The 12,697-nt window shown below is 72.5% G+C and carries 9 protein-coding genes and 1 pseudogene; 1 reads left to right on the top strand and 9 read right to left on the bottom strand.

From position 1 onward, the window contains the following. Positions 1 to 191: 191 nt before the first annotated feature. On the bottom strand, positions 192 to 2,066 hold the full coding sequence (locus ACFV6X_RS14370; RefSeq protein WP_385382494.1) for an AMP-dependent synthetase/ligase: 1,875 nt from the start codon (positions 2,064 to 2,066) through the stop codon (positions 192 to 194). 265 nt (positions 2,067 to 2,331) lie between these two features. Continuing rightward, positions 2,332 to 4,200: a translation elongation factor 4 gene (gene lepA / locus ACFV6X_RS14365; protein WP_385382491.1), complete on the bottom strand. Its 1,869-nt coding sequence runs from the start codon at positions 4,198 to 4,200 to the stop codon at positions 2,332 to 2,334. A gap of 228 nt (positions 4,201 to 4,428) precedes the next feature. On the opposite strand from lepA, the gene rpsT reads away from it, so the two are divergent. After that, entirely contained in the window at positions 4,429 to 4,695 is a 267-nt protein-coding gene (gene rpsT / locus ACFV6X_RS14360; protein WP_019074070.1) for a 30S ribosomal protein S20, read from the top strand. Between the two features lie 228 nt (positions 4,696 to 4,923). Here the strand turns inward: rpsT and holA are convergent, their stop codons facing one another. The 7 genes and pseudogenes from holA to ACFV6X_RS14325 form a co-directional block, all read right to left on the bottom strand. Continuing rightward, positions 4,924 to 5,913 carry a DNA polymerase III subunit delta gene (gene holA, locus ACFV6X_RS14355; protein ID WP_385382488.1) on the bottom strand — a complete coding sequence of 330 codons (990 nt, stop codon included), beginning with the start codon at positions 5,911 to 5,913 and terminating at the stop codon, positions 4,924 to 4,926. A gap of 146 nt (positions 5,914 to 6,059) precedes the next feature. Further along, a complete protein-coding gene (locus ACFV6X_RS14350) occupies positions 6,060 to 6,305 on the bottom strand; it encodes a hypothetical protein (protein WP_385382486.1) in 246 nt (81 codons plus the stop codon). A gap of 43 nt (positions 6,306 to 6,348) precedes the next feature. After that, positions 6,349 to 7,138, bottom strand: a pseudogene (locus tag ACFV6X_RS14345) (arylamine N-acetyltransferase). A gap of 103 nt (positions 7,139 to 7,241) precedes the next feature. Then, the gene (locus ACFV6X_RS14340) at positions 7,242 to 9,728 is read right to left on the bottom strand and encodes a ComEC/Rec2 family competence protein (RefSeq protein WP_385382483.1); all 2,487 of its coding nucleotides are present in this window, start codon (positions 9,726 to 9,728) and stop codon (positions 7,242 to 7,244) included. Continuing rightward, positions 9,725 to 10,705 carry a helix-hairpin-helix domain-containing protein gene (locus ACFV6X_RS14335; protein ID WP_385382480.1) on the bottom strand — a complete coding sequence of 327 codons (981 nt, stop codon included), beginning with the start codon at positions 10,703 to 10,705 and terminating at the stop codon, positions 9,725 to 9,727. The genes ACFV6X_RS14340 and ACFV6X_RS14335 overlap by 4 nt, the downstream gene beginning before the upstream one ends. Positions 10,706 to 10,849: 144 nt before the next feature. After that, on the bottom strand, positions 10,850 to 11,695 hold the full coding sequence (locus ACFV6X_RS14330; RefSeq protein ID WP_385382477.1) for a DegV family protein: 846 nt from the start codon (positions 11,693 to 11,695) through the stop codon (positions 10,850 to 10,852). 126 nt (positions 11,696 to 11,821) lie between these two features. Next, complete coding sequence (locus ACFV6X_RS14325) at positions 11,822 to 12,550, bottom strand: hypothetical protein (RefSeq protein WP_385382474.1); 729 nt, start codon at positions 12,548 to 12,550, stop codon at positions 11,822 to 11,824. Positions 12,551 to 12,697: the final 147 nt, after the last annotated feature.

Raw genomic sequence — 12,697 nt, 5'->3', positions numbered from 1 at the left:
GACAGACAGGTCCCGCCCATCAGCGCGGAGTTACCGAAGTGGCCAATTTCGACCAGAAAACGCCAGCCGTGCGTACAGGGGAGGCGCAAACCAACCCCGGGGCGCGGGCCTGTGTCCATATACAGCACGACCGCGTACGCGCGACCGGCCCTCGGAACGGCCGACCGCGCGTGCGTCCCCTCAGCGTCCCCTTACGCCTCGCGCGTCCCCTCGTACATCTCCTCCAGCAGATGCTGGTACTCGCGCTCCACCACGGGCCGCTTCAGCTTCAGGCTCGGCGTGATCTCCCCGTGCTCCACGTCCAGATCCCGGGGCAGCAGCCGGAACTTCTTGATCGTCTGCCAGCGCTGCAGCCCGGCGTTGAGCTGCTGCACATACCCCTCGACCATCGCCAGGGTCGCCGGCGCGGCGACCACCTCGGCGTACGGCTTGCCCTCCAGCCCGTTCTCCTGGGCCCACTGCATGATCGACGCCTCGTCGAGCGCGATCAGCGCGGTGCAGAAGTTCCGGTCGGCGCCGTGCACCAGGATGTTGGAGACGTACGGGCACACCGACTTGAACGCGCCCTCGACCTCGCTCGGCGCCACGTACTTCCCGGCCGAGGTCTTGAACAGGTCCTTCTTGCGGTCGGTGATCCGCAGATACCCGTCGGGCGACAGCTCACCGATGTCCCCGGTGTGGAACCAGCCGTCCGGCTCCAGCACCTCGGCGGTCTTCTCGGGCAGCCCGTGGTACCCCTCCATGATCCCGGGCCCGCGCAGCAGGATCTCGCCGTCCTCGGCGATCCGCACCTCGGTCCCGGGCAGCGGCTTGCCGACCGTGCCGGTCCGGTACGCCTCACCCGGGTTCACGAAGGACGCGGCCGACGACTCGGTCAGGCCGTACCCCTCCAGGATGTGGATGCCGGCGCCGGCGAAGAAGTAGCCGATCTCGGGCGCCAGCGCCACCGACCCGGACACACACGCCCGCAGCTGCCCACCGAAGGCGTCCCGCAGCTTGGAGTAGACGAGCGCGTCGGCCACCTTGTGCTTCGACGCCAGCGCGAACGGCGCCGACGCGGTCCCGGTGCGCCGGAAGTTGTCCTGCGTGACCTTCGCGTACTCGCGCGCGACACCCGCCGCCCACTGGAAGATCTTGTACTTGGCGGCGCCACCGGCCCGGGCCTTCGCGGCGACACCGTTGTAGACCTTCTCGAAGATCCGCGGCACGGCCGCCATGTACGTCGGCCGCACCACCGGCAGATTCTCGATGATCTTGTCGACCCGCCCGTCGACGGCGGTGATGTGCCCGACCTCGACGTGCCCGGAGGTCAGCACCTTGCCGAAGACGTGCGCGAGCGGCAGCCAGAGGTATTGCACGTCGTCCGGCCCGAGCAGCCCGGTCGAGGCGATCGCCTTCGCCATGTACGACCAGTTGTCGTGCGGGAGCCGGACACCCTTGGGCCGGCCGGTCGTACCGGAGGTGTAGATCAGGGTGGCCAGCTGGTCCTTGGTGATCGCGCCGACCCGCTCCTTGACCAGGCTGGGCTCCTTCTGCAACCGGGCCGCGCCCAGCGCCTCCAGCTCGGCCAGGCTGAGCACCCCGTCGCCGGTCTCCACGCCCTGCGCGTCGATGACGACGACATGCGTGAGCTCGGGCAGTTCGGCGCGCCTCTCCTGCGCCTTGGCCAGCTGCTCGGCGTTCTCCGCGACGAGCACCCGGCTGCCGGAGTCCGCGAGGATGTACGCCGACTCCTCGGCGTTGGTCTGCGGATAGATCGTGGTGGTGGCCGCGCCCGCGCACATGATGCCGAAGTCGGCGAGGATCCACTCGATCCGGGTGGCCGAGGCCAGCGCGACCCGCTGCTCCGGCTCGACACCCAGCTCGATCAGTCCGGCGGCGATCGCGTACACCCGCTCGGCGGCCTGCCCCCAGCTCAGCGACTTCCAGTCGTCCGGCCCCTGCCCCGAGGCCGGCGGGACCGGATAGCGGTAGGCCTCGGCGTCCGGGGTGGCCGAAACCCGCTCCAGGAAGAGGCCCGCGACGGACGGCGGACGGTTCTCGATCAAGGTCTGTGTGTCGCTCACGACATCCTCCGGGGCCCGCGACGGTGCGGCTGGCTCAGGGCGTCTTGCGCCTTCAATGCGGCAGTTTTCGCTCGCGAGCCGTTGTTTAACTCGCGAGTAACTATCGAGCAGGGATCAGGGTAGATGCCTACCGGCCACTGCGTAAGTGTCCGCGCTTTGTCACTTCCTCCAGAAGCACAGCCGTACGCATGCGACAGGGGCCCGCCGTCACGTACGGCAGGCCCCTGTTTGCGTGATGTGCGAGGCAGCCCCTCGTTGACGCCGGCTACTTCTTGCTCTTGCCCGACGCCGCGCTGTCATCGCTGGACAGCACCGCGATGAAGGCCTCCTGCGGAACCTCCACAGAACCGACCATCTTCATCCGCTTCTTGCCTTCCTTCTGCTTCTCCAGCAGCTTCCGCTTTCGGGAGATGTCACCGCCGTAGCACTTGGCGAGGACGTCCTTGCGGATGGCGCGGATGGTCTCGCGGGCGATCACCCGCGAACCGACGGCGGCCTGGATGGGCACCTCGAAGGCCTGCCGCGGGATCAGCTCGCGCAGCTTGGCGACGAGCCGCACCCCGTAGGCGTACGCGGCGTCCTTGTGGGTGATCGCCGAGAAGGCGTCGACCTTGTCGCCGTGCAGCAGGATGTCGACCTTGACCAGGCTGGAGGTCTGCTCGCCCGTGGGCTCGTAGTCGAGGGAGGCGTAGCCGCGGGTCTTGGACTTCAGCTGGTCGAAGAAGTCGAAGACGATCTCCGCGAGGGGCAGTGTGTAGCGGATCTCGACGCGGTCCTCGGAGAGGTAGTCCATGCCGAGCAGAGTGCCGCGCCGGGTCTGGCACAGCTCCATGATCGAGCCGATGAACTCGGTCGGCGCCAGGATGGTGGCCCGGACCACCGGCTCGTAGACCTCGCTGATCTTGCCTTCGGGGAACTCGCTCGGGTTGGTCACGATGTGCTCGGTGCGGTCCTCCATCACCACGCGGTAGACCACGTTCGGCGCGGTGGCGATGAGGTCGAGGCCGAACTCGCGCTCCAGCCGCTCACGGATCACATCGAGGTGCAGCAGGCCGAGGAAGCCGACGCGGAAACCGAAGCCGAGCGCGGCGGAGGTCTCCGGCTCGTACACCAGCGCGGCGTCGTTGAGCTGGAGCTTGTCGAGGGCCTCGCGCAGCTCGGGATAGTCGGAGCCGTCCAGCGGATACAGGCCGGAGAAGACCATCGGCTTGGGGTCCTTGTACCCGCCGAGGGCCTCGGTCGCGCCCTTCGCCTGGCTGGTGACGGTGTCACCGACCTTGGACTGGCGGACGTCCTTCACCCCGGTGATGAGGTAGCCCACCTCGCCGACGCCGAGGCCGTCGGCGCCCAGCATCTCGGGCGAGTTGGTGCCGATCTCCAGCAGCTCGTGGGTCGCGCCCGTGGACATCATCCGGATGCGCTCGCGCTTGTTGAGCTGGCCGTCGATGACCCGGACATAGGTGACGACGCCCCGGTAGGAGTCGTAGACCGAGTCGAAGATCATGGCGCGGGCGGGGGCGTCCTTGACGCCGACCGGCGGCGGGACCTCCCGGACCACCCTGTCGAGCAGCGCGTCGACGCCGAGCCCGGTCTTGGCGGAGACCCGCAGCACGTCGTCGGGCTCGCACCCGACCAGGTTCGCCAGCTCCTCGGCGAACTTGTCCGGCTGCGCGGCCGGAAGGTCGATTTTGTTCAGCACGGGGATGATGGTGAGGTCGTTCTCCATCGCCAGGTACAGGTTGGCGAGGGTCTGGGCCTCGATGCCCTGGGCGGCGTCCACGAGGAGGACGGTCCCCTCGCAGGCGGCGAGCGACCGCGAGACCTCGTAGGTGAAGTCGACGTGCCCCGGGGTGTCGATCATGTTGAGGATGTGCGTGCTGCCCGGGTCCTGGGTGGGAGCCCAGGGCAGGCGCACGGCCTGGGACTTGATCGTGATGCCGCGCTCGCGCTCGATGTCCATCCGGTCGAGGTACTGAGCACGCATCTGCCGCTGCTCGACCACACCGGTCAGCTGGAGCATCCGGTCGGCGAGTGTGGACTTGCCGTGGTCGATGTGCGCGATGATGCAGAAATTGCGGATCAGAGCCGGGTCGGTACGGCTCGGCTCGGGCACATGGTTAGGGGTCGCGGGCACGCAGGGTCCTGTCTCTTGAGGCGCCTTATGCCTCGGGTCGGATCGTTACGTAGCCTCCATGGTCCCATGGGCGGCGACCGGGGACCGGTTTGGGCCACCAGGGGCGCCGCTGGTACCGTGGGCGGATGTGCCTCATGCCCTCTCAGCACGAGGCGCGTCCTAAGAAATCACCTGGCACGGGTCCCGGAGTCGTTCCGGCCCCGCGCCTGAACCTGAAAAGGCTCATTCGTGGCGAACATCAAGTCCCAGATCAAGCGGATCAAGACCAACGAGAAGGCCCGGCTGCGCAACAAGGCCGTCAAGTCCTCCCTGAAGACCGCGATCCGCAAGGCCCGCGAGGCTGCTGCCGCGGGTGACGTCGAGAAGGCCACCGAGTACCAGCGCGCTGCCGCGCGTCAGCTCGACAAGGCCGTCTCCAAGGGCGTCATCCACAAGAACCAGGCCGCCAACAAGAAGTCGGCGCTTGCTTCCAAGGTCACCGCGCTCAAGGGCTGAACCCTTCACTGATCTGATCGCCGGAAGGACCCAGGGCGGGCCCTCTCTCATCCGCCCCCGACCGGCACACACGGATTCGCGCGCGGCCTGCGTTCGCCACGCGGGCGCGAATCCAGCAGCTTGATTCGCAGGCCCCGGCACCCGCTCTTCCCCAGAGCGAGCACCGGGGCCTTCGGCATGCCGCCCCCGGACCGTCGCCGCGTCCGCTGGCGGGCCGCGGCCACGGCTCTAGCCGCGCCCTCGCGACCGCGCCGCCCGTGCGATCGTCACGACCGCCTTCTCCAAGGCGTACTCAGGATCGTCGCCGCCCCCCTTCACGCCCGCGTCGGCCTCGGCGACCGCCCGCAGCGCCACCGCCACCCCGTCCGGCGTCCAGCCACGCATCTGCTGCCGCACCCGGTCGATCTTCCACGGCGGCATCCCCAGCTCCCGCGCCAGATCGGCCGGACGGCCACCCCGCGCGGACGACAGCTTCCCGATCGCCCGCACGCCCTGCGCCAGCGCGCTGGTGATCAGCACCGGCGCCACCCCGGTCGCCAGCGACCACCGCAGCGCCTCCAGCGCCTCCGCCGCCCGCCCCTCGACCGCCCGGTCGGCGACCGTGAAGCTCGACGCCTCGGCCCGCCCCGTGTAGTACCGCCCGACCACCGCCTCGTCGATCGTGCTCTCCATGTCCGCGCACAGCTGGGACACGGCCGACGCCAGCTCCCGCAGATCGCTGCCGATCGAGTCGCAGAGCGCCTGGCAGGCCTCCGGCGTCGCCGACCGCCCCAGCGCGCGGAACTCGCCCCGCACGAACGCCAGCCGGTCCGCCGGCTTGGTCATCTTCGGGCACGCCACCTCCCGCGCCCCCGCCTTGCGCGCGGCGTCCAGCAACCCCTTGCCCTTGGCCCCGCCGGCGTGCAGCAGCACGAGCGTGATCTCCTCGGCGGGCGCTCCCAGATACGCCTTCACGTCCTTGATCGTGTCGGCCGACAGATCCTGCGCGTTGCGCACGACGACGACCTTGCGCTCCGCGAACAGCGACGGGCTGGTCAACTCCGCGAGCGTGCCCGGCTGGAGCTGGTCCGGCGTCAGGTCACGCACGTCCGTGTCGGCGTCGGCGGCCCTGGCGGCGACCACCACCTCCCGCACGGCACGGTCGAGCAGGAGATCCTCCTGGCCCACGGCAAGCGTCACGGGGGCGAGAGGGTCGTCTTGAGCAGTCTTCCTGGCCATCCCGCACAGCATCCCACGCGCCACTGACAACGACTCCGTCAGCGGCGAAGACCCAGCCGACGGACACCGGCCTCGCCGACGGACACCGACCCCGCCGGCTGACACCCACCCGTCGGCGGTCGACGACCCCGCACCGGCCCCTCGGCCTACGGCTCCTCCCGCCACCCCTCCCACTCCGCCGCGAACTCGTCCAGCTCCCCCGCGTCCAGCCGACCGTCCTCGTCCCGCAGCACCACCAGCCACTGCGCGTCCTCGGCGTCGTCCTCCCCGGCCAGCGCGTCCCGCACCAGCAGCGGCTCCTCACGCAGCCCGAACCGCTCCCCGAGCGCCTCCGCCACCTCCTGCGCGGCATCACGGTCGGGCAGCACCAGCACATGTCTCACATCACTCACGCCAGCCATCTTCCGGCACCGCCCCGGCCCGCGAGTACGCAGGTCAGCCCTCCCCGCCCCCGCTCCCCCGCACCACCGGCACCCGGCCCAGCCCGATCCCGAACCGCTCCCGGTACACGGCCAGCACCTCCTCGTCCGTCCCCAGCTCCCGTGTGTCCCGCGTCCCGTCCGGGGCCGTCATCTTCAGCTGCCGCCCGCTGAGCGTGAGCCGCCCGCCGTCCTCCGTGAGCCGGGAGCACACCAGCGACTGCACGAAGTGCGACTCCGGCGAGGTGCTGTGCCACCAGGCCCCGGCCACGAAGTCCCGGAGCACCCGCGGCCGCATCTCCAGCCGGTACACGGGACTGCCGTCCCTGACCAGGTCCACGTCGGGGGTTCCGGCCCCGCCGCCCGCCAGAACGGCACCCCGCGCGCCCGCCGCGTCCGGCCCCGCCCGGGCGACCCGGAAAGCGCCCCCGGGGTCCTCCTGTTCCCGCCCCTCCTCGAAGACCAACGGGTAGTGGCTGAGCGCGCCGAACCCGACGTCGGCCAGCCACTCCCCCGCGTCCACCGTCCGCACCCGCAGCGCGAGGTGGTCGTAAGGGATCCCGAGCCGCCCGCCCTCCCCGTGGACCCGCCCCGTGGACCCGCCCCGCCAGCAGCGAGACGTCGTACCCCAGCGCGGCGAGCAGCGCCCCCAAGGCCCCGTTCAGTTCGTAGCAGAACCCGCCCCGCAGTTCGTAGCAGAACCCGCCCCGCCCCGGCCCCACCACCATGTCCAGCAGCCGCTTCTCCTCCAGCACGATCTCCTCGCCGAGGTGGATCGCCAGGTTCTCGAAGGGGACCGTCTGCAGATGTCGCCGTTACAGTTCACGCAGGACGTCGATGGTGGGCCATGCCGGGCGCCGGACCCCGAGGCGGCTGAGACAGGCGTCGACCTGTGCGGAATTCATGCCCTCAGTCTCGCGCCACGCGCAACCCCGCGCCCGCCTCCACCACCGCCATCGCCCCGTCCACATCCGTCCGCAGCACCGTCGCGCCCCCGTCCCGCAGCGCTGCGACCGTACTGGGAGCCGGGTGGCCGTACGGGTTGTCCGCACCGCAGGAGACCAGCGCCAGCCGCGGCGCGGCCCGGCGTATCAGCTCCGGGTCCTGGTAGGCCGAGCCGTGATGCGCGACCTTCAGCACGTCCACGCCGCCCACCAGCGCCGCCGCAGGTGTCCGCAACAGTGCCCGCTGGGCCGGGGGTTCGAGATCCCCGAGCAGCAGCATCCGCAGGCCCGCCGACCGTACGAGCATCGCGACGCTGGCGTCGTTCGCGCCCTCCGGCGCCGGTGACGCTGCCGGCGGCCACAGGACCTGCCAGGACAGGTCCCCCGTACGCCGCCGCTCGCCGGCCAGGGCACGTGTGACCGGGATCCCCCGCGCCGCCGCCTGACCGTGGACGAACTCCGCCTGGTCGACGGGCTCTTCGAAGCCGGTCGTCTCGATCGCCCCCACGGCCCGCCCCCGCAGCACGCCCGGCAGCCCGGCCACATGGTCGGCGTGGAAGTGGGTGAGGACCACCAGCGGGACACGGGTGATGCCGAGGTCGCGCAGGCACCGGTCCACCAGTCCCGGGTCGGGCCCGGCGTCCACGACGACCCCCGTGCCCGGCCCGGCGGCGAGCACGGTCGCGTCGCCCTGGCCCACGTCGCACATCGCCAGCCGCCATCCCCGCGGCGGCCAGCCCGTGACGACGGAGGCCAGCGGTGGCGGCTGCACCACCGCCAGCACCAGCAGCACCCCGCAGCCCACGCACAGCCACGGGTGCCGCAGCAGCCGCCGGCCGGCGACCACGACGGCCACCGTGACGAGGGCGAGCAGCGCCGCCCCACCCCAGCCACCGGGCCAGTCCACCCCGGCACCGGGCAGCGCCGCCCCGCTCCGGGCGACGTCCGCGATCCACCCGGCCGGCCAACTCGCGCACCATGCCAGCGCCTTGGCCACCGGCATCGTCACCGGCGCCACCGCCAGTGCCGCGAAGCCCAGCACGGTGGCCGGCGCGACCGCGAACTCCACGAGCAGGTTGCACGGCACCGCCACCAGGCTCACCCGCGCCGACAGCACCGCCACCACCGGCGCGCACAGCGCCTGCGCCGCCCCCGCCGCGGCCAGCGCCTCCGCGAGCCGAGGCGGCACCCCGCGCCCGCGCAACGCGCTGCTCCACCGGGGCGCCAGGGTGAGCAGGGCACCCGTGGCCAGCACGGAGAGCAGGAAGCCGTAACTGCGGGCCAGCCACGGATCGTAGAGCACCAGCAGCAGTACGGCGGTCGCCAGCGCCGGGATCAGCGACTTGCGGCGGCCGGTCGCGAGGGCCAGCAGCGCCACGGCTCCGCAGGCCGCGGCCCGCAGCACGCTCGGGTCCGGTCTGCACACGACGACGAACGCCAGAGTGAGGGCTCCGCCGAACACCGCCGTCGTCCGCAGCGAGATGCCGAGCCTGGGTGCGAGGCCTCGCCGCTCACTGCGCTGCGCCAGACCTGGCGGTCCCAGCAGCAGGGCGAGGATGATCGTGAGGTTGCTCCCGGACACGGCGAGCGTGTGGGCCAGGTCGGTCTCCTTGAAGGCCGCGTCCAGCTCCGGGGTGATCCGCGCGGTGTCCCCGACGACCAGCCCCGGCAGCAGCGCCCGCGCGTCCGCCGGCAGCCCGTCCGTGGCCTCGCGCAGTCCCGCCCGCAACCGCCCCGCGAACCGCTGGGCCCCCGACGGCTCCCCCACCACCTCCGGCCCGGCCCGGTCCCGCACGCGCAGCACGGCCGCGATCCGGTCCCCGCCCACCAGGGCGGGTGCCAGCCGCCCGGTCACCCTCACCCGCGTGGAGGGCAGCAGCCCGAGCCACTCCCGCCGCCCGGCCGCCCTCACGTCGACGATCACCAGCACGGGCGTCCGCGTCACCGCCCTCGCCCCGGCCGTCTCCTCCACGCCGCGCACCTCCGCCTTCGCCAGTACGGACACCGGGGCCAGGTGGTTCCCGGTGACCCTCGGCCGCGTGAGCCGGGGATCGGAGGTGACCGCGATCTCCGCGGTCACCGTGGCGAACCGCTCCGCCAGCCCCGGCACCGGTCCCCGGCGCAGATCGGCTCCGTGCAGCCCGGCCGAGACGGCCGCCGCCGCGACGCAGAGCAGCACGGCGGCGACGGGAGCACGCGACCGGACGCCCACTGCCGGAACGGCACCGAGCAGCAGCCCGCACGCCACGACCAGGCCGGCCACGGCCACCCCGGTCAGCAGCCCCGGCGAGGCGTCCGGCGCCAGGGCCGCCGTCGCCCAGGCGGCCAGGGCGGGCGGCACGAGCCGCAGGTCCGTCGGGCCTTCCTGCCGTGGGTGCGCCGCACCGAGGCGGCTCGGGGCAGCCTCGTGGACGGAGGAGCGCACACCCTGGACGTCCTCGGAGCGCCTCATGGCCGTACGAGATCCCGTAGGTCGGCGAAGCGCCGTTCACCGATGCCGTTGACCTCCCGCAGCTCGTCCACCGAGCGGAAACCGCCGTGCTGGGTGCGGTAGTCGACGATGTGCTGCGCCAGCACGGGACCGACGCCGGGGAGGGTGTCCAGCTGCTCGACCGTGGCGGTGTTGAGGGAGACGGGGGCCGCGGGCGCACCCGCCCCGCCCGCCGGTACTCCCCCGGCCGGGGCCGCCGGGACGGCCGCGGGGCCCCCGACGACCACCTGCTCGCCGTCCACCAGGAACCGGGCCCGGTTCAGACCCTCGACGTCCGTGCCCGGCCGCACGCCGCCGGCCGCCTTCAGGGCGTCGGCGACCCGTGAGCCGACCGGCAGACGATGGATTCCGGGCTCGCGCACCTTTCCGCTCACGTCCACGACGATCTCGGCGACCGGCGTGCCGGTGGCCGCGCCGGGCGGATCCGTCGCCGTGCCCGCGGCGGTGCTCGGCTCGCCGTCCGGCGGCTGCCCGAACGGCGCCGCCGCGCTGACCACCTCGGGCGCCCGCACGGACTGCGTCCGCCCGGCCCAGAAGTGCTGGACGGCGAACCCCGCGACGACGACGAGCAGCACGGTGAGCGCCACCACGCTCCTGCGCTCCAGGCCGCACCGCGCCTGCAACCACACCGGCATCCGCTCCCGCAGTGCGAGCGCGGCCCGCTCCCGCCGGCCCTCCGTGGCGCCAGGCACGGCCGCGGCGCCGTCCGCACCGGCGTCACCCGGTGGTCCCGCTCCCGACTCCCGCCACTTGCCGGCGCGTTCGCCGAAGAGCACCCCGGCGCGGCGCCGGAGCTCCTCCGCCGAGGCGTGCCGGTGCCGGGCGCGGGCCAGGGCGGGAGTGTGGCGACGACGGTGTGCCGTACGGCCGTCGGAGGCGGGTCGGCGGCCGGGGCCGCTCGTCACGGATGCTGCGCGGGTGTGTGATCGAAGTGCCATGCGACGAGGATGCGGCCACCGGCATCCTCACGATGATCTTGCTCAATTCCCGGGGACGACCGCCCGGTTGTGGATATCTCCACCACCCACACGGGTGAGACCGCTCAAGAATCCGCTCAAGAACCGTTCAAGAGATGGGCCCCCTCACCGCGCCGAAACCACGACCCCCAGCAACCCCGGCCCCGTGTGCGCCCCGATCACGGCCCCCACCTCACTCACATGCAGGTCCGCCAGCCCCGGCACCCGCCCCCGCACCCGGTCCGCCAGTGCCGACGCGCGGTCCGCCGCGGCCAGATGGTGCACCGCGATGTCCACCGGCGCATCCCCCGCCCGGTCGGCCACGATCTCCTCCAGCCGGGCGATGGCCTTCGACGCCGTCCGGACCTTCTCCAGCAGCTCGATCCGGCCTCCGTCCAGCTGCAACAGCGGCTTCACGGCGAGCGCGGACCCGAAGAACGCCTGGGCGGTGCCGATCCGGCCGCCGCGCCGCAGATAGTCGAGGGTGTCGACGTAGAAGTACGCCGAGGTGCCGGAGGCCCGCTTCTCCGCGGCCGTGACCGCCTCGTCGACCGTGCCGCCCGACTGCGCCGCCTCCGCCGCGGCCAGCGCGCAGAAACCCAGCGCCATCGCGATCATGCCGGTGTCCACCACCCGTACCGGCACCGGCGCTTCGCGTGCCGCGAGGACCGCCGCGTCGTACGTGCCCGACAGCTCGGCCGACAGGTGCAGGGAGACGATGGCCGTGGCGCCCGCCTCGGCGGCCTTCCGGTAGGTCTCGGCGAACAGCTGGGGGCTGGGGCGCGAGGTGGTGACGGGGCGTCGCTTCTGCAGCGCCTGGGCCAGCGAACGGGTCGAGATCTCGGTGCCCTCTTCCAGCGCGCGGTCGCCGAGGACCACGGTCAGGGGGACCGCTGTGATGCCGTGGCGCTCCATCGTCCGGGGCGGCAGGTAGGCCGTTGAATCGGTGACGATCGCGACATGGCGGGACATGAGCTGGAGGTTACCTGCCGTAGCGCCCGGGTGGCAGCCCGGGCCTCTCACCTGCACGGAACATGTGCGCGCAAGCCACGCCGAACCCGCGCGCACCGCGCGGGCCACCGGGCCGACGCCACCTGCTCAGGTCGTGCTCTCGGGGCGGGGCTTCTTCTGCCAGGGGTACGTGGGGCGCGGTCCCGGCGGAGTGATGGCGGGGCGCGTCGGCTCCTCGGCCGTACGCGGTGTGTCCGGCCAGGTCTGCTGCGCGCTCGGGGCGTCGGTGGGCGGGGCCTCGGGCCACGGCGGCGGGGTCGCGGTGGAGTCCGTCGTCGTCCAGTGCCGCAGCGCCCCGCTCTCCACGTCGATCTGCGCGCTCAGCGCGTCCAGGTCGTCGTCGGCGAAGCGCCCTGCGCGGTCCCGGGCGGCCCAGCGCAGCGACTCCGCCGAGTGCGTGATGCGCGCGGTGCGGTCGCGCAGCTCGGGCAGCCGCCCGGCGAGCGTCGCGCGGTCCGGCTCGGACTCCAGGCGCCTGAGCTCGGCGTCCAGTTCGTGCCCATGGGCGCTGAGGCGCTGGAACAGGCCGAGCGCCTCCTTCAGGGACTCGTCCTCGGCCGCGCCCGCCTGCAGCGTGTCCTGGGTGGCCCGCATCGACGTGCGCAGCTTCAGCCGGAGCTGGGCGATCTCGCCCACGGGGCCCGCCTGGGTGAAGGACTTGGCCCGCAGCGTGTGGTCCTCGACCGTACGACGGGCCTGCGTGAGGGTGCGGTCCACGCCGCGCTTGGCGGCACCGACCACCTTGACCGTGGCGTACGCGCCCAGGCCCAGGAAGAGCACGAAGAGCAGGGCGAACACCATGATCACTGCTTCCACGACGCTCCTCCTCCGAACCGGCCGCGGCACACACCGCGCTCCTCTTCAACGGTAAACGCAACGGGCAGGCCCGGAGTTCCGGAAGAACCCCGAACCTGCCCGCAGAGCACCCCGAACCATCCCGTAGGGGACGACCCGGAGCAGGGG

The sequence above is a fragment of the Streptomyces sp. NPDC059861 genome (genome assembly GCF_042731435.1).
GTDB lineage: Bacteria > Actinomycetota > Actinomycetes > Streptomycetales > Streptomycetaceae > Streptomyces.
This window is presented reverse-complemented; position numbering and strand designations above follow the sequence as displayed.